The organism is Faecalibacterium sp. An122 (assembly GCF_002160895.1).
In the GTDB taxonomy this organism is placed as follows: Bacteria; Bacillota; Clostridia; order Oscillospirales; family Ruminococcaceae; genus Faecalibacterium.
Window position 1 is genome coordinate 1 of sequence record NZ_NFLL01000028.1, and the last position, 17127, is coordinate 17127.

The window sequence follows — 17127 nt, forward strand, 5'->3', positions numbered from 1 at the left end:
CACCAGTCAGCCCGCATTGAGCGGACGGAAAAGGGCTTTCAGATCTGCATCTATAACCGCACAGACTACGATGCGCTTCTTGCCGGGCTGGAAAAGCAGGGGCTTTCGCTGCCTACGGCGGACGAGTGGGCCTATCTGTGCGGCGGCGGGTGCCGCACTCTGTTCCCCTGGGGAGATGGAATGGACTACTCCATGCACCTGCACCACTTCGAAAGCCCGGAGGATGAGGACAAGCCCTTCGATATGGAGGAACCCAACTTCTTCGGCCTGTCCATCGCCTATGACCCCTATATGCGGGAGGTCGTGAAAGCCAAGCAGTTTACCACCTGCGGCGGTGATGGCGGGCGCAGCATCTGCGGCGGACTGGGGATCTTCCTCGGCTTCCTGCCCTGTTCGCCCCACCGCAAGCCGGAAGTGCAGGAGAACAAGGAACTGAACGGCGACTATGACTTCTACCGGCCTATTATCCGGGTGGATGTGAACTGATAGAATGGAGAACAACAAATGAAGGATGAAACTCTGGCCTCCCCAATCTACCATGGCTTCTTGCCGCCCAAGAGCAGAGAAAGGCAGATTGACCTCACTCCACGCCTATACACCCAGAGTGGCGAGAAGATCCACTTGACCTTCCTGCCCCTTCGTCCAGACTGTGGGAATGACCCGCAGTGGGAGGACTGGAACTGCTACCGCTCCATCCTCGCCATTGGCTGGCCAGACTGTGAACAACTGCTGATCCCCACGCTGAAACAAATCTTTCCGGTTAAGGACCCCACCAATGGAGAAGTACAGGAGGAATTTGACCTTTGCTTTGATAACTGGATTGGGAAAGAGGACTGGGAACGCTGGATACTCCTTGTCCGGAATCGTTTGCCAAGTTTATCAGAAAAGGAATCAGCCTTTCTTTTCTCAGTCTTGGAATGGATTGAAACAGTATTGACCTATACCACCGTTATGGTTGTAGAAAGTAATTTGTAGCCGGAGGGATGAAGATGGACAGCAAGAAGCTGAATTGCCCCTCCTGTGGTCAACTGGCGGCACAGATGAAGGAAGACAGCAGCATCTCCTACCGCCAATATGACCAGCTTCTCCAGAAACTCATGGAACTGGAGCGGCAGGGTGACATGGAACTGTACGCCGGTGACTGCCCACTGGAGGATACCGGCGCAGTGCTGGACGCTGAGCAGCACTATACCGTCTGCCACTATATGCGTTGCCGCGGCTGCGGAGCTCTCTATTTTGTAGGAGCCTGTATCCGGGGTGCGCCGGTCTGTCGGCAGGTGGCAGATATCAAAAAGGAAAATCTGGACACCCGGCTGTGGGGCCGGTGTGGAACCTACTATTTATAGAAAAAAGACTGAAGGAGGCGTCAACATGGATGTCGTGAAACTCCCCAAGAAAGTCCGCATGGTCTGCTATGAGATCATGGATGGCAAAGAAGAAGCCTTGGACACGCTGGAATCCTTTGCCGATAAATACCCCCATCAGGTAGCAGCGGTCAAGGCCGAGGTCGCCTATTTCAACCTGGACTATGAAAAGGCGCTGGCTTTGGATTTGGCCATCCTTCCCTGGCTGGAGGAGTGGTATTACAGCAATGTGAGCGATGAACACATGATTGCCATGACGGTGGCCGCCATCCGGCTCCACCGGGAGCAGGAGCTGATGGAGGCACTGACGAAGGAACAGGCGCGCATCCGGGCTGAGAACGGCCTCCCCCAGCGGGATCGGTTCTGTGACATCCTGATGGATTACCTCAAGCGGGGCGTTATGCCCTTTGCGGACAACGACAAGAACTACCCCTACCATGAACCGGAGGAACCGCAGACAAAGGAGCAGCTCTGGGCAAAGCTGGTGGAACAGAATAAGAAACTCTCGCCAGACGATCCCGATGCCAGGCGGAAGCTCTATAACCACTGCTGTATGTTCGGAACCGCCAGGGATGCCGTAGATCTCTTTGAGGAGATTCAAGGCGTGCCCATGGCTGACTCCTCCTATCGGGACGCAATCGCCCGCTATCTCTATTTAGGCGAACGGGAGAAGGCGCTCCAGACAGCGGAGCGGTTGGCAACATCGCGGCTGTGGGCGGTTGCTGGGCCGACGCAGGTGCGTCCCATGTCCTTCTTTGAGGACCCGAACCTGCGGGAGTTTTTGCTGGAGCCGGAATCCCTCCGGCGCATCCGGGAAGCTGCCTTCATTGATGACGGGAGTTTGATCCGAAAGTAAATTGCTTGGGAATGGAGGATCTGCCATGAGCAAGGAGCTGGAACTGTATAAAGCATTTATTGACGGCCTTGTGGAGCGGAAAGACAGCATGACGGCCCTGTGGGTCAAGGGCGATGGCTTTCCTAAGACAGAGGACAACAAGGCGAAAAATGAACTTCTCGCCGCACTGACCCCGGAGCAGAAAGGTGTGCTGGCTGAGATGCTTCAGGACGAACATATTGCGGGTATCCACGATACCCTTGCATATATCAATGAGATGATGGATCTGGAGGGGCTGGAGCTTCATCAGGACGGTGAATCCTATCCCAACGACTATTTTGAGAGCCTGCACTATGACTTCATCAGCCGTTGTGACGGAGATGAGTGGCCGGAATAAAAGGAGGCGTGACGGATGTATATCAAAAAATACTGGGGCAACTTTATCGGAGGCTCGGACGACAGCCTGAACCTTGTGGCCTTTTTAGTAGATCAGAAGAAGGAGGAGATCCCCCTCAGCGAGATTTTTGCCAAGATCGGCTTGGACAAGCAGAACTGGGACTTCCGCCAGACCGTGGAGTATCTGGAGTTTACACACTCCGATGGCGTGGAGATGGACTTCCACTTCGCCATTGATGTGGTCACCGACCTGGCCGCCATTCTGCTGGAGTGCAGCGTCAGCGGCAGTGTGAACCTCCAGGATCTGGACGAGTACAACACCCCCTCCCGCCGCATCCGCATCACCGCCACGCCAGAGGAGCACGACGCCATGAACAAGGCCCTGGCGGATTTTGCTCAGAACCCGATGGAATATGACCTCAGTGAGATGATGAACGACGAGGAGATCCAGGAGATGGCTCGGGATGTGGAGGCGCTGCGTAAAGAACTGTACGAGGCCGCTGGCCGCAACCGGGACTTTCATGTGAAGGCAGAGGACATGAAGAATCTGCTCCCCGACTGGGAGGAAGCCAGTGGCTGCATCGCCACCAACCGCATCACGGTGGAGGGCTGCAAGGTTGGCTACTGCTACCGGGAGAAGGCGGACGGCGACTGGGACAGCGGCTGGCGCTTCACCGCCGGTGATGAGAGTGACGAGTACATGGACGACCCCAACAACGCCGGGATCTACGGCCTCAACACCATCTGCAACGACGATCCCGACATCATTCCGCTGCTGCATACGCCCGCCCCATGTGCCTTTGAGCGGGATGAGCATGGCGTGTTCCAGCAGATCAAAGACTGGAAACCGGATGAGGACGAGGAGGACCCGGATATGGATATTTTACAGCAGTGCCAGAAGTGGCATGAGGAGAACAAACACCAGAAGATCATTGAAGCACTGGAGGGCATTGAGGAGCGCACTCCGGAAATGGACAGCCAGCTTGCAAGGGCGTACAACAATGAGGCAGATCACAGAACGCCGGAAGGCAGAGCTATGCTCAAAAAGGCCATCGCTCTCTTGAAACCTCATGAGGAATACTTTGAGGGAGACTACTATTGGAACTTTCGCATGGGCTATTCATATTACTATCTGGATCAGGAGGGCAGGGCTCTTCGTTACTTTGAAAAGGCATTGGAGGCCCGCCCCGACGACGAGGACACCATGCAGCTGATCGACGGGTGCAAGAAGGGCATTTCTCTGCCTCAGTTCTCGGAGTGCTTCCGGGCGCGGACGGAATCTACATGGAAGGACTTTGCTCGGCAGGAAGCCCAGCTTCGCCGGATGATGGATGAGGACAAGGACCACACCCGGGGCCAGGAGCTGGTGGACCGGGTGGAAGGGATCCTGAACCAGGCGTTTGACGAAATCTCTTTCGAGATGGGCGTGGGCGGCGAGAAGTACGAGCTGATCCTCACCCCGGAGGGGGATAAGGTCAAGCTCTTTGAGCTGGTCTATTTCCAGAAGCACGCCCCCAAGGAGGTGCTGGAGCACTGGAACATCCTGGTGGGCCGTCAGCCCATCCGAAACATCGGCTTTCGCACCGACGATGGCTGGGACATCTCCGGGGAGGATGTGCAGATTTGGCTGGAGCAGCAGGGAAAAAACAGGTTCGCCCTCTCCGCCTACTGCGAAAAGCTGCTGCCCATGCTGGAGGAAGAAGAAGGCCGGGCCTGGTGGATGCTCACCACCCTCACCGACCAGGTGTTGGGCGAGATCTCCCACATGAGATACATAGACAGCTTTGATGTACTGGAGGCCCCCAGGGCAGAGCCGTCCATCCCCATGTCCCAGCTGCCGGACAAGCTGAAGGAAAAGGGAGCGAACCTTTCCACCGACCCAGAAGCCTATCTGAACAGCTACCTCGGCTACAAAATGGAACCCAACAAGGACCCGGATGCCGATTGGCGGCTGGATGTGATGGTCGGCTCCACCAACTGCGTGCCGCTCATCAACGGCTATCTGGATGCCGACAATGACTTCATGGACGCTCTCCATGCCGACGGCGCGGTGGCGGGCTTCTTCTGCTATCCTCTGGATACTCTGCGGGAGGAGGAAGGAACGGATAAGATTTTCGACTTCCGGGACAAGCTGGAGGAAGCGTTCACCACTGGCGACGGCCCGGAGATCCTCACCCTCACTGGTGGAGCCACCGGCCTTTTCTGCGGCTATGTGGACTTCATCGCCTGGGACATCCAAACGGCGCTCCAGATGGCTAAGAAATTCTTCGAGGACAGCGACATCCCTTGGGCCAGCTTCCACACCTTCCGTCGGGAAGCAGGCACAGTGAACCTGAAAACGTCGTCCGAGGAGGAGCCGGACGATGAGGATCAGGTCTCCGAGTTGGACGAGACGCTGACGGGCATGGACTATATCCCTTACACCCCGCAGAACGAAGAAGAATTCTTCCAGCAGCTGGAGCAGTGGAATGACGAGGACGAGTACACCCGATGCATCCAGGCATTGAACGCCATCCCGGAGGACTGGCGGAACTACCGCATCGTCTATGCCATGGCCCAGGCGCTGGAAAACTACGCAGTTTTGGGCGACCATCAAGAGGAACCACCCTACTACAAGGCAGAAAAAGCCCTGCTCCGAGCCATTGAATTACTGGAATTGGTTCGGGAGGAAGGCCAGGACAAGGCCCAGTGGAATATGCGGATGGCTTATGGATACCAGTATCTCTACCATCAGGAGGAAAAGGCCATCCCCTACGCCCAGCGGTGGGCGGAGCTGGACCCGGAGGACGAGAATGCCCCAGCGGTGATTCAAGCGTGTCAGGAGGAGATCGCAAAGCGGGCCGAGGCAGAGTCCGAGGACGAGAGTGACCACACAGGCGTCTTCACCGGCTTTGTGCTGCTGTCCAAGGCAGAATGGGATAAAGAGCAGTTCATCCGGGACATGAAGGAAAAGTGGGACATCGCTGTGGAGGAATACGACGCCAGCGAGGAGAAGGACGACGACGCCCTGGTGTTTGAGGTGGGCGACATGCTGGCCGCCGTCAGCCTGGCCGCCTATCCTATCCCCGGCGGCGAGGCCGAGGGCAATGCGGAAAACAACTATATGTGGGAGGATGCGGTCAAGGTAGCCAAAGAGCACCGTGCCCACCTGATGGTAGCAGTGCTGGGCAAAGAGGAAGATCTGCTGGAAAAGGGCAAGCTGTTCACCAAGGTGGTAGCCGCCTGCTGCCGGCAGGAATATGCCACCGGCATCTACACCAGCGGCGTGGTGTTTGAGCCCCGGTTCTATGAGGGCTTTGCCGATATGATGCAGGAGGACGAACTGCCCATCTTCAACTGGATCTGGTTCGGCCTCTGGCGGGATGAGCATGGCATGAACGGCTACACCTACGGCATGGCGTCGTTTGGCAAGGACGAGATGGAGGTGCTGGGCACCGATGCTAAGCCGAGCGATCTGCGGGACTTTTTGGCCAGTCTTGCCTCCTATGTGCTGGAGAATGATGTGGACCTCCACGATGGAGAGACCATCGGTTTTGCGGAGGATGATAAGCACACCATCACCCGCAACCCTGGCGTCGGACTGCCGGAGGAGCAGATGACCCTGAAAATCTCCTGGGCGTCATCGGACGGTGACCCTGACGATGACGGCGATGACCCGGATGGCGAAGCGCCCGAGGATGAGGAATCCGGTGTTCCCGAGGTCTACACCGAGGAGGAGATGGAGGCCGTCGAGGGGCACATCCAGCAGTATTTCGGTGAGTTCGAGAATGTGTTCCATGAGCTTTCTTCCCCGGACATCCATGTGGATATCTGCGTGGTGCCGCCCTCCGAGAAGCGGGACTACTACACTCTGGTCACCATGGGGATGGGCGCTCACCGGATGAATGTGCCGGAGGAGCTGGCGGAGTACAAGCTGGAGCGGGCAGAGCTGGCCATCGCCCTGCCCAAGGACTGGAAGCTGAAACAGGAGGACATGAGAGACGAGCGGTGGTACTGGCCCATCCGCCTGCTGAAAACCCTGGCCCGCCTGCCCATTGCCAGCGACACCTGGCTGGGCTTCGGCCATACCATGGACCATGAGGAGGACTTTGCAAAGGATACAAAGCTGTGCGCCGCTATTCTCACCGGCCCCCAGGGGACGGAGGAGGGCAGCGAGGGCTGCACCTTGCCCGGCGGCGAGGAGGTCAACTTCTATCAGGTGATCCCCCTCTACCGGGACGAGCTGGAGTATAAGCTGGCCCACGACGCGGACGCCCTGCTGGACAAGATGGAGGGCATCAGCTTTGTGGTGGAGCCTGACCGCCAGGATGCCATCACTCGTGGCACCCTTTCCAATGATGATTTTGACGGTGAGATGGACGATGCCTCCTATCATATCGAGAGTATTGAGGAGAAGGGGCTGCCCATTGACCCCATCAATGCCTACAACCACATGGCCATCTACCTGCGCTGGTGCATGGAGCATGACCTGATGGGCGAGGATTTCCTGTCGGAATACGGCAAAGTGGTACAGAAGGTCAAGGCTGACCCCGCTGGCGTGGATCTGCGGGCATTTATCCGGGATGAGCTGGACGGTCAGCTGGTCGGCCCAATGTTCAACAAGATCGGCCGAGCCTTTGCCGCCTACTACTATGGTGCATATTCCAATGGTCAGGAAAGCCCATTCTTCCCCAGCGACATCGACAACTACGCCATCGGCGTCATTGGACAGGAGCGCAACTACTCCGACGAGATCCAGGACGAAGCCTACCTGTTCATCCCCTTTGACGAGGACTACTATCAGGCCATGGCAAAAGTGATCGAAGAACGCTTCGAGAACTGGCAGGGGCAGGACTTCGACGAGGACACCCTGGAGCCCTCGGAGCTGGCCGAGGCATTGATGGAGTATCTGGACTGCGAATGCACCTATTTCCCCTCCATGAAGGACGACGACCCCATCATGTCGGCCTACAGCTACGCCAAGCGGGACGCCGCCCATGAGGGCTTTGTGCCGGTGCTGATCCGGGCAGATGACGAGACCCTGTGGGAGTGCCTGATCCTGAATTCCGACCCGGACAGCGACGGCGGGGACGACTATACCTTTGACCCGGACAAAGTGGCCGAGTACCGGAAGAAGATGCTCTCTGCCCCTGTCAAAGACGGAAAGGCGGTTCTGGAGGAGCTGATCGGCCAGCGCAAGGAAGAAGCCGACGACGATGATATGGACTGGGAGGAGGAGATCCTGGGCGAGATGGAGGGCGGAGACGAGAATGACCGCTTCTCCAGCTACTGGGATGATGACACCGAGATGACCTACCCCCTCATTCTGGCCAAGATCCCGGTGAAGCACCCCTGGGAGATCTTCGCGTATCTGCCCTTCGGAAACTGGAATGACTGCCCCGATACGCCGGAGCTGATGGCTGCGGCAAAATACTGGTTTGAGCAGTACGGCGCGGTGCCTGCCGCCATGAGCCACGACGAGCTGGAGTTCCTGCTCCCGGCCCCTGTCCCCAAGGGGAAGGCCATGGAGGTAGCGGTGGAACTGTATGGCTTCTGCCCAGATTTGGATCAGGATGAGGATAGAAGCATTGGTGCTTTGGCAGATGCCCTGTGGCAGTCCACCGTCTGGTACTTCTGGTGGGATTGATGGGAGATTTTGACCATGAACGAATACCTGAAGCAATATATTGAACTCCAAAAGCAGTTTCGAGAAACAGAAGGAGATCCGAACAGTATCCACGCTCTCTATACCTTCAAGGAGTCACTGGAGCAGTCGGAAGACAAACAGGCCAAGGAAGTGCTGGTGGATGTGTATGATCTGCTGGACTTCAAGAAGGATGCCTACGAACTGCTCTGCCAAATCGGAAATCGTTCCGATAAAAAGACACTCAAGCGGCTGGGCACACTGAAGGACTATGCGGAAAACTGGGGCAACCGCTATGCCCTCCCCAAGCCCAAAACGCCGGAGGAAACACAAAAAGAGAAGGAACGGCAGGCCCAGTTGGGCCTGCCCGCCTTCCGGTATCACCCCAATCCGCTGGAAACCGGCGCTTTTGAGGAGTCCGCAGATGGCGTTGCCTGCGACTGCTGCGGCAAGACGACCCACATTTTCTATACAGCCCCCTTTTACGCTGTGGAGGAGATTGAGTATCTGTGTCCGGAGTGTATTTCCAGCGGTGAGGCGGCCCGGAAATATGACGGCAGCTTTCAGGATGACTGCTCTCTGGACGATGGTGTAGACGATCCGGAGAAGCTGGACGAACTCATCCACCGAACTCCCGGCTACTGCGGCTGGCAACAGGAATACTGGAGGGCCCACTGTGGCGATTACTGCGCCTATCTGGGCCCTGTGGGTGCCAGAGAGCTGCGGGCGCTGGGCGTGATGGAGGATGTGCTGGACGATTCCATGTGGGACGAGGAGCAGAAGGAAATGATTCGGGATTCCGTCAACGGCGGGCACTTGCAGTGCTACCTGTTCCAGTGTCTCCACTGCGGGAAGCACCTGGTCTGGATGGATTTTGATTGATAAGGAGGTGCCTGCACCAATGGAAAAAACCTTTCTCAACCCCGCCACAAACAAGCAGTGGCGGATTGAACTTGACGGACATACCATCCGAACCTGTCTGAACGGCGGGAAGGTCAAGGAGATCCTGTGCGACTCCGCCTTCCAGGTCAAGAGCAAGGCGGCCAGCGCCATGATGGGCCAGATGCGCAAAGGATTCGTCTATCAGAATCCGGATGCCGCTGTTGGGCAGGCGCGGTGCCATCGGTTTGTCGGGAAGGACAGCAACGGATTTATGCCCCTGGCTACCGCCCTCACACGGGACGACTTCTTCCTGACGCGGATGGCTGGCGATTTTGAGGACGAGATCCTCTATCACTTTGATGGCAGCGGGGAGATCCTTGAAACAGTCTCTCTGGGGGCCAAGCGTATGACCTATGAGCAGGTCCTCTGCCCCAATGATACCCTGCTGCTGAACAACAGCTATCTTCTGGAGCAGTTTTCCCTCCGCACCCATGAGGTCACGCCCTTTGCCAACAGGAAAAACAGCCTGAGGACCATGCTGGACCAGAGCGGTAGCCTGGCCTTGTGGTACACAGGAGAGGAGATCGTCGTCTTTGACTTTGGCAGCAACACAGAGATATGGCGGGAAACGGTAAAATGCAAGAAGTCAAAAGACCCGAATTTTGCCTATTACTGCTTCGGGATGCTCTCTCCCCGGCAGAGCAAAGCGGCCTACCGCGTTACCGAGGGTGAGTATGTGCTGGTCGATTTGAAGTCCGCCCAAAAAGTAGTGATCCCCAATGCGGGCTGGCATCCCTTTTTCTCTCCGAATGACCAGTGCTTCTCGGTGGGCGGCAAGTTCTATCTGACCCAGACCGGAGAAGAGATGGACAATCCCTTCCCGTTTCCTGTCCGGCAGGGGCTAAGTGTTTCAGACACCTGTATGGTGCGGACAAGGGACAGCCTGATGGCTGTCCAGCAGGATCGGGGCAACTCCCCCGTAGAATTGTGGGATACCAGCAGCGGCCAGCTGTTGGCCACCATTGATGACCCCTTTGTGGTGCGCCAGACAAATTTTGCCTTTACCAAGAGCGGACTTGTCCTGCACACCGATTACGGAGCCATGAGCATCTATTCCTGCGACCTCTGAAACGGAGAATTGACCTATGGATAGTGAAGTATTAGATGAGGAGCGGGTCTGGTCCCTGTTCCGTGGGGCCACTTGGTGGCTGCCTCTGTCGGATGCCTTCTTCTTTCAGGGCCCTCTGCCCACCGACGATCAGGCAATGATCGCCACCCTGGGTGGTCTGCGGAAGGAGCTGGAGAAGCTGAACCAGCTGGCATGGCAGGCGGATGAGGACACCATCCTCGGCTGGGCCGACACCGAGGGCTACCCGGTGGACGGTGCCATAGGCCCAGGCGGGCAGTACAGCAAGGCGGATATCCCGGAACACACCGAATATAATACGGAATCCCTTGCCAAGTTTGCCTTCTCCATGTTCTGGCGGGCCATGCGGTTCGCTGAGGAACAGCAGGTACCCATTTTACTGGACTTTTAAGGACAGACCGCTCGGAGGTGGAGACTATGGAACAAAAACGCCCGGCAGATATATTTCAGGAACTTCTGGACTACCTATGGAACGGCCTGGGCCTGGAGGAAAAGGGCTGGAAGCGGCTGAAAAAAGGCGACTTCAAAAAGAAAACGAAAAACGGGCTGACCTATCAAATCTGGTTCGACCGGAGCCACTACAACTACATAGACTACGAAATCGGCCATGGAAATGTGGAGGTGGGCTTCAGCTGTATCATTAAGCAGGGAGATGACTACCTCTACTCGTTCAGAATAGAACCGACAACAGGCGGTTCATTTTTTCGGATGCTGACAGAGGATCTACAGCTGAACACCGGGCTGCTGGACACCTTCCTGCCCCTGATCAAAGCCAACTACCTCGACTTCATCGACCGCTTCGAGGCAGACCCCGTGGAGGCATTACAGCCGGTCTGCGCCCCCTTCACCGAGGCGGAGGACTACAGCTGGCGCATCCATGTGGACGAGCAGATGGTGGAACGGTACGGGACAGTGGAACAGCTGGCGGAGTACCGCCGTCAGGCAGAATTGCGCGGAACGCCGGAGTGCAAGGCGAAGACCCATACCGGAAAGTTGCTGTTCTACCAGTCCCATGCCAAGGATGTGGATCATGCCTGGGCCTCAAGCCGCACCAAGGAGGAACTGGACAAGGTGGTGGAACCCTTTGTGCAGGCCAAGCGGCAGACAGGACAGTGGACACAGGAGGATGAGGCGGGCTATCAGCTCTACCAGCAAGAAACAGATCCGAAGAAGCGCACCTTTCGGGTATGGTATCTCATCGCCAATCCCCAGGGCCTGCCGAAAGAGTTTGTCCAGAGAGAGCTGGAGTTTCGGTGGAAGCTGTTCCCGGAGAAGAAGGAGGAAATCGAATGAGCAATCAAGTTTTCCAGCAAAACCTGGATGACAAAAAAGGCCCCCAGCCCGGCGGCCCCTATCTCATTCAGATGCTGTTCAAAGAGCCGGTGGACATGCCGGACAAGGATGAGATGACCGCTGTGATGGAAAAGCACATCGGCGCTGTAGAGTGTTTCTGCCGTGATAAAAAGATGGCTGGCTTTGCCGCCCTGGATCATATCGCGGAATTTCAGGATGGAAAATGCCCTGTGCAGCTGATGGTAATGAAATGCGACAAGTTCAAGGGAAAAGGCTTCGATGCCTTCCTGATGAGCCAGATGTGGGACTGCCAGGAGGACCGGGAGCGGATCTTCCGGGAGTGCCGGTATCAAGTGGTGGCCACCGATATGCTGGCTGCGGCGCTTCCGGCGCTGGAGCGGGCAAACCTGGATGCCGACTTTTTGGATGCTCTGGCGGAACTGTACCCCACCTGTGAGGCGTTCTATTTCCAGAACTGCGGCAAGTTGTTTCTGGCGGAGGATGTGCGCTCCCATCAGATTGAGGGCCCGGATCGGTTCATCCGCTTTGGCGTCAATGTCCGATTCTTCAACATTGAGGGCACTGAGGATATGCTCATCGACACGGTAGGCATGAGCACCCTGTTTCTGCCGGATCTCCAGTACCACTTCCACGGCATGGACCCCAACTGGGTGGTAAACCATGCCTACAATGTGACGTCCTATATTCTGGCCAATGACAACCCCATTCAGGATGGGGAAACCGTAGACGGCGTGGCGGATGGCCAGATGAGCCGGGATGTCCAGTGGAAATGCCGGTATGAGGACGCCCTGATCCAGCCGCCCAGAGCGGTGCTGGACATCAACATGGGAGAGTACGCGGCCGGGAACCGTGATTGACATCCATAACCGGAGGCATACTGATGCAAAAGCAAAGCAATATCAGGATCTTGGAGATTTTGAAATATCTCTATCTTCGGACGGATGAGGAGCATCCCGTCACCGTAGCCGATATACTGGACTATCTCAAGGGCAAGGGAATCCATGCGGTGCGACAGACAGTGTATGGGGATCTGCAAGACCTTATTTTAGCTGGTATCGATATCGTAGTTACTAAGAGCACGCAAAACCAATATTTCATAGGTAACCGTTTGTTTGAGTATCCTGAATTAAAGATGCTGACGGATGCCGTTGCATCCTCCAAGGTCATATCGGCGGAAAAAACAAATGAACTCATCCAGAAGCTCTGCCGGCTGACCAGTGAGACAGAGGCCATGCAGCTTCGCCGGTTGGCGGCGATTTCAAGCCGGATCAAACCACATAATGAGAAGGTCTATTACATCATCGACGGTGTCCAGAATGCCATCCTGGAAAACCGGCAGATCCAGTTCCAGTATTATGAGTACACGCAACAGAAAGAGCGAGTTCTCAAGCATAACGGCTATTTTTATAAGCTGGACCCTTACGCCCTGGAATGGAAAAACGACCACTACTATCTGATCGGATATTCCCATAAGCACCATGGCATGGCGCATTTCCGTGTGGATCGGCTGGCCGGAATTGAGGTCCTGGAATCCACCTATGTGCCTCAACCTGATTTCGATGTAGCCGACTATACCAATAAGATGATCGATATGTTTGCGGCCGGTCATACTGTCCTCGTCGAACTCCTCTGTGAAAATCGGTTCATGAAAACAATCGTGGACGATTATGGAGAGGCCGTTCCCACACATCCATACGATAGTGAGCATTTTGTTGTTCAAATCGAAGTAAACCCCAGCGGAACCTTTTATGGATGGGTGTTCAAGTTTATGGGCGGAGTCAAAATTACTGCTCCCCAGAAGTGCGTGGAGGAAATGGCGCGGATCGCCCGCACATTCCTGTAACAACGGGGCGAGGTGTTAGGATAATTTAACACCTCGCCCCAATTTCTTTTTTTCTTCTTGTATCGAACATTTGTACCAGTTATAATATAAACAAGCTGTTCGCAGGTGAGCGAACTAACCACAGGAGGAGGAATGAGATATGACCTTTGGGGCATTCATCGGGACAAAACGCAAAGCGGCCAAACTGAACCTCCGGGACACCGCTAAATATCTCGGTATTGCTTATGGATACCTCTGCGACATTGAGCAAGGGCGGCGTCCCGCACCAGAAGGGCAGTTTGTGGATCGAATTTCCTCCTTCCTGGAGTTGGACAAGCAGGAGCATGAATTGCTTTTAGACTTAGCTGCGGAGTCCAGGCAATCTGTTCCTGCGGATCTGCCGGATTATATCCGAACGCATGATATTGTCCGGGCGGCCCTGAGAGTCGCAAAAGAAGTTGACGCTACGGATGAGGAATGGACGGCGTTTATGGAAATGCTGAAAAGCCGTCAAAGCTGAGGAGGGATTTCCTTGTATGCGCCTAAGTACCGACTGGAAGCCATCGAAACCATCGGTCGAAAGATTCTGCTGGAATATGATCGCACACTGCTGGAAGGTCCTCCTCAGGCAATCCCAATCGAAACGATCATTGAAACAAAGTTTAATCTGACTCTGGAGTACCATACCCTTCGCAAAAATGGGAGCGTCCTTGGAGAAACCATTTTTGATGACGGAGCAGCCATTTTATATGACCGAACAGAGAGGCAATACCGTTTGATTGCTGTGAAGGCTGGGACAATTTTGATTGATGAACGTCTCTGTATAGACAGGCTTCTTGGGAGAATGCGCTTTACCTGCGCTCATGAACTGGGACACTGGGTCCTGCACCAGAAATTATACTCTGGCACTGGCGATGTTGCGGCCTATGATGGTAAAACTTCCTCGGATGAAAGCTGTGGTTTCATTGAGCGGCAGGCAGATGCTCTTGCAACAGCCCTTTTAATGCCTATACCTCAAGTAAAAAAATGCTTTTACCGTCTCCGTCCGGGCAAAAGCAAGGAGTGCTTAGTCACGGAAATGGCGCGGATCTTCCAAGTGTCAAAACAGGCAATGCGGATTCGGTTGGAAGTTCATAATTTACTATAAGCTTGGCTTAGTAAGGCCCTCTTCCTTAAGAGGGCCTCCGGCTTTCACAGTATTCGAAAAGTGTTTTGTTATCTTGTTTGTTCGCAACTTAGCGAACATGGGAGGAGGAGAAAAATGCGGAAAGAGAGTGTCACTGTCCAAAAGTGCAAAAAACAGATGGCCTCCCTTGGATTTGACAGCCAGCTGGCCTATCATCGGGTAAAGCTGATCCTGAAGATCTACCGGGATGTGGTGTGGGTCCTCAGCGAGCGCGCGGAGGAGCTGCATGAATATGCATGGGAACTCGGAAACCGGGACGCTGATGCCGGCCTCTGCTATCTGGAAAACTTTGCCCCGGATATCGACCTCCAGGAATTTGAGGAGAAGGTCTGCTGCGTCATGGAGAGCCGCATGCTGGTCGATGTGATCGACCGAGCCCTGCTCCGCCTGAAACGGTATCCGGATCGTGGAGAACTCTATTATGAAATCCTGACCAAGCAATTCATCCATCGCTTCAACAGCACAGAGAAGGAACTGCTGGACGAGCTGAACATGGAGCGGAGTGTTTTCTATGACCGAAAGCGCGAGGCGCTTTTCCTGTTTTCTGTCTGCCTGTTTGGATATGCGGTTCCGGAACTTCAAGAGGAGTTAGATGCCCCCCGACTGTTTCCCGACTAATTCCCGATGAAAAACCGACCCAATCCCTACTCCCTTCCGACTTTGCCTCTGTTATACTCGGTACAGTGGCAGGTATGCTCAAAAATGAATAACTTAACGAGTTAGAGGCCCCAGACGCTGAAAAGCATCTGGGGCCTCTTTGCTCCTGCCGCAATATGGCGGCAGGAGTATGCCGGGGACGCATTTCAGCGTCCCCGGCTTTTTTCTGCCCGGTACCAGGAGGGCCAGCGTGTTACAGGAGGGGTTTGCCCACTGCCAACACCCAAATCGGTGCAGAGGGCCTCCGGCTTCTGAGATTTTGACTTTTCAAAATTTCAGAAGAAACGGAGGACTGCCTCATGGCAGAGGAAAGGAAATATCGTCTTAGAGTAGAGGGACATCTGGTAGAGGTCACAAAGGATGTTTATCTGACCTATTACCGAGTGGAACGTCACACCAAAACATTGGATGAGAAAGATGTCCGAAACGGAAAGGTCTCATACAGTGATTTGGATACGGAAGAAACCCTTGGAGAAGAAATGGTTCCAGATCCTAATGCTGAGAGCGTGGAAGACAAAGCGGTTGGCAATATCCTACTGCAGGAACTGCGTCAGTGTTTGGCACAGCTCCCTCTGGAGGAGCAGAATCTGATCCGTGCCTTGTATTTTGAGGAGCTGACGGAGCGTGAGTATGCCAAACAAATCAATATCTCGCAGAAGGCGGTGAATAAGCGCCGCCATAAAATTTTGAGTAAACTCCGGACTTTGATGAAAATAAAATAATTTTTTGGTTCTCACCCCCCTCACGAACTCGGCTTAGTAGTGAGGGGGTTGAATTATCTCCCCCCTCGGGTTCCTTGAAAACCGAATACCCAACCATCTGAATACCTTCCTGACGGGGCCCTTTGAAAAAGGGCGAGCGACTCCGGAGGATGCGCCAAGACCACCTGTAGATGCACAGCGCAAGGTTGCGAACGAAGACACCCATACATTTCTGTTCGGTTCTGACAACCAGGCTGACCTACATCTATCAACGACGGCCAAATAAGGTGCCGAGCGGTTCCATCCGTCCGCAAAACAGCCGATGGCAAACTGTTTCGCAATGACTCCGTCAGGGACAATGATACTTCCGTCCAGTCCCAGCCCCCACCGGAATGGGGATCAAGCAAGGAGGGCGGCCGCGAGAGATCCTCGCGGGGGTGAGACTCCCATGACGCGGTGGAGCCAGCCGCGGTTCAGATGATTGCCCTGAAGAGCCGGTGCCGGCGGCACAGGCTTTTGCGCTTGGGGAAGTAGTGTCGAATACGAGCGCAGCCCGAGAAAGACAACACAAATGTGAAGTCTTAATATCAGAAGCCATGGGGACCGCTCTTGCCCCCTGCTTCAGTCTCCGGTTAATGAGGATCTTTTTACGATACGAATCCTAAATGAACACAGGAGAAATTGGAGTTAGTCAAGGGCGGGAGCGGTCCCTATTTTTGTGGTATTAAGCCGCAACTTGTTAAGGAGGTGTATCTCATGAGAACATATTTCCCACACGAGATCCATCGGGGCGAGCTCTATTATGCGGATCTGAGGCCAGTAGTTGGATCTGAGCAAGGCGGCATACGCCCTGTGCTCATTCTGCAGAACAATATGGGCAACCGGCATAGTCCTACAGTGATAGCTGCTCCTGTTACAAGCAAGATGGGGAAAGCGAGGCTGCCCACCCATGTAAGCCTAAACAAGCACTCGAGTGGCCTGCACTGTGGTTCTACAATTCTTTTGGAGCAACTCCGTACCATTGACAAGTCCAGGCTCAAGGGAAGAATTGGGATGTTAAGTGAGCCTGAGATGAAACGGATCGACTGGGCGCTCGGGATCAGCATTGGTCTGGCAGAAGGGTATGATTAAAATATAAGCTGTGTGATCGTCAACCTACTGTGGCAGTCCTTTTGCAACAGCCAGTAAATTTTCTCAGTT

The 17127-nt window shown here is 54.9% G+C and carries 15 protein-coding genes and 2 pseudogenes; all 17 read left to right on the top strand.

Translation table 11 applies throughout. The features are described 5' to 3' along the window. Positions 1 to 486 (top strand): annotated as a pseudogene (locus B5E67_RS12735) (hypothetical protein); the annotation flags it as partial. An 18-nt stretch (positions 487 to 504) separates the two neighbouring features. Then, positions 505 to 975 (top strand): hypothetical protein, encoded by a 471-nt coding sequence (locus B5E67_RS12740; protein ID WP_087385588.1) that lies wholly within the window; start codon positions 505 to 507, stop codon positions 973 to 975. 14 nt (positions 976 to 989) lie between these two features. Continuing rightward, positions 990 to 1346, top strand: coding sequence for a hypothetical protein (locus B5E67_RS12745; protein WP_087385589.1), 357 nt, complete (start codon positions 990 to 992; stop codon positions 1344 to 1346). A gap of 25 nt (positions 1347 to 1371) precedes the next feature. After that, positions 1372 to 2220 (top strand): hypothetical protein, encoded by an 849-nt coding sequence (locus tag B5E67_RS12750; protein WP_087385590.1) that lies wholly within the window; start codon positions 1372 to 1374, stop codon positions 2218 to 2220. Between the two features lie 25 nt (positions 2221 to 2245). Then, on the top strand, positions 2246 to 2596 hold the full coding sequence (locus B5E67_RS12755) for a DUF6547 family protein (protein WP_087154638.1): 351 nt from the start codon (positions 2246 to 2248) through the stop codon (positions 2594 to 2596). 15 nt (positions 2597 to 2611) lie between these two features. Further along, positions 2612 to 8221, top strand: coding sequence for a DUF2185 domain-containing protein (locus B5E67_RS12760; protein ID WP_087385591.1), 5610 nt, complete (start codon positions 2612 to 2614; stop codon positions 8219 to 8221). Between the two features lie 15 nt (positions 8222 to 8236). After that, on the top strand, positions 8237 to 9100 hold the full coding sequence (locus tag B5E67_RS12765) for a CbrC family protein (protein ID WP_087385592.1): 864 nt from the start codon (positions 8237 to 8239) through the stop codon (positions 9098 to 9100). 19 nt (positions 9101 to 9119) lie between these two features. Continuing rightward, a complete protein-coding gene (locus B5E67_RS12770) occupies positions 9120 to 10229 on the top strand; it encodes a hypothetical protein (protein ID WP_087385593.1) in 1110 nt (369 codons plus the stop codon). A gap of 34 nt (positions 10230 to 10263) precedes the next feature. Then, positions 10264 to 10638, top strand: a pseudogene (locus B5E67_RS12775) (hypothetical protein); the annotation flags it as partial. A gap of 26 nt (positions 10639 to 10664) precedes the next feature. Beyond that, positions 10665 to 11540 carry a spondin gene (locus tag B5E67_RS12780; protein ID WP_087385594.1) on the top strand — a complete coding sequence of 292 codons (876 nt, stop codon included), beginning with the start codon at positions 10665 to 10667 and terminating at the stop codon, positions 11538 to 11540. After that, on the top strand, positions 11537 to 12418 hold the full coding sequence (locus B5E67_RS12785) for a DUF4261 domain-containing protein (RefSeq protein WP_087385595.1): 882 nt from the start codon (positions 11537 to 11539) through the stop codon (positions 12416 to 12418). Before B5E67_RS12780 ends, B5E67_RS12785 begins: the two co-directional genes overlap by 4 nt. A 23-nt stretch (positions 12419 to 12441) precedes the next feature. Next, positions 12442 to 13404 carry a WYL domain-containing protein gene (locus B5E67_RS12790; protein ID WP_087385596.1) on the top strand — a complete coding sequence of 321 codons (963 nt, stop codon included), beginning with the start codon at positions 12442 to 12444 and terminating at the stop codon, positions 13402 to 13404. A gap of 139 nt (positions 13405 to 13543) precedes the next feature. Beyond that, positions 13544 to 13903 carry a helix-turn-helix transcriptional regulator gene (locus B5E67_RS12795; RefSeq protein ID WP_087385597.1) on the top strand — a complete coding sequence of 120 codons (360 nt, stop codon included), beginning with the start codon at positions 13544 to 13546 and terminating at the stop codon, positions 13901 to 13903. A gap of 12 nt (positions 13904 to 13915) precedes the next feature. Then, positions 13916 to 14530, top strand: coding sequence for an ImmA/IrrE family metallo-endopeptidase (locus tag B5E67_RS12800; protein WP_087385598.1), 615 nt, complete (start codon positions 13916 to 13918; stop codon positions 14528 to 14530). A 114-nt stretch (positions 14531 to 14644) separates the two neighbouring features. Next, complete coding sequence (locus tag B5E67_RS12805; protein WP_087385599.1) at positions 14645 to 15187, top strand: hypothetical protein; 543 nt, start codon at positions 14645 to 14647, stop codon at positions 15185 to 15187. A gap of 338 nt (positions 15188 to 15525) precedes the next feature. Continuing rightward, positions 15526 to 15948 (top strand): sigma-70 family RNA polymerase sigma factor, encoded by a 423-nt coding sequence (locus tag B5E67_RS12810; RefSeq protein WP_087385600.1) that lies wholly within the window; start codon positions 15526 to 15528, stop codon positions 15946 to 15948. A gap of 735 nt (positions 15949 to 16683) precedes the next feature. Then, positions 16684 to 17058, top strand: a complete 375-nt coding sequence (locus B5E67_RS12815; protein WP_087385601.1) for a type II toxin-antitoxin system PemK/MazF family toxin — start codon at positions 16684 to 16686, stop codon at positions 17056 to 17058. Positions 17059 to 17127 lie beyond the last annotated feature (69 nt).

What these genes read in the sequence shown, in the direction of transcription:
- B5E67_RS12815 (WP_087385601.1), top strand. Translation starts at nt 16,684, where the DNA reads ATGAGAACATATTTCCCACACGAGATCCATCGGGGCGAGCTCTATTAT.
- B5E67_RS12745 (WP_087385589.1), top strand. Translation starts at nt 990, where the DNA reads ATGGACAGCAAGAAGCTGAATTGCCCCTCCTGTGGTCAACTGGCGGCA.
- B5E67_RS12750 (WP_087385590.1), top strand. Translation starts at nt 1,372, where the DNA reads ATGGATGTCGTGAAACTCCCCAAGAAAGTCCGCATGGTCTGCTATGAG.
- B5E67_RS12740 (WP_087385588.1), top strand. Translation starts at nt 505, where the DNA reads ATGAAGGATGAAACTCTGGCCTCCCCAATCTACCATGGCTTCTTGCCG.
- B5E67_RS12785 (WP_087385595.1), top strand. Translation starts at nt 11,537, where the DNA reads ATGAGCAATCAAGTTTTCCAGCAAAACCTGGATGACAAAAAAGGCCCC.
- B5E67_RS12810 (WP_087385600.1), top strand. Translation starts at nt 15,526, where the DNA reads ATGGCAGAGGAAAGGAAATATCGTCTTAGAGTAGAGGGACATCTGGTA.
- B5E67_RS12805 (WP_087385599.1), top strand. Translation starts at nt 14,645, where the DNA reads ATGCGGAAAGAGAGTGTCACTGTCCAAAAGTGCAAAAAACAGATGGCC.
- B5E67_RS12790 (WP_087385596.1), top strand. Translation starts at nt 12,442, where the DNA reads ATGCAAAAGCAAAGCAATATCAGGATCTTGGAGATTTTGAAATATCTC.
- B5E67_RS12795 (WP_087385597.1), top strand. Translation starts at nt 13,544, where the DNA reads ATGACCTTTGGGGCATTCATCGGGACAAAACGCAAAGCGGCCAAACTG.
- B5E67_RS12770 (WP_087385593.1), top strand. Translation starts at nt 9,120, where the DNA reads ATGGAAAAAACCTTTCTCAACCCCGCCACAAACAAGCAGTGGCGGATT.
- B5E67_RS12765 (WP_087385592.1), top strand. Translation starts at nt 8,237, where the DNA reads ATGAACGAATACCTGAAGCAATATATTGAACTCCAAAAGCAGTTTCGA.
- B5E67_RS12755 (WP_087154638.1), top strand. Translation starts at nt 2,246, where the DNA reads ATGAGCAAGGAGCTGGAACTGTATAAAGCATTTATTGACGGCCTTGTG.
- B5E67_RS12760 (WP_087385591.1), top strand. Translation starts at nt 2,612, where the DNA reads ATGTATATCAAAAAATACTGGGGCAACTTTATCGGAGGCTCGGACGAC.
- B5E67_RS12780 (WP_087385594.1), top strand. Translation starts at nt 10,665, where the DNA reads ATGGAACAAAAACGCCCGGCAGATATATTTCAGGAACTTCTGGACTAC.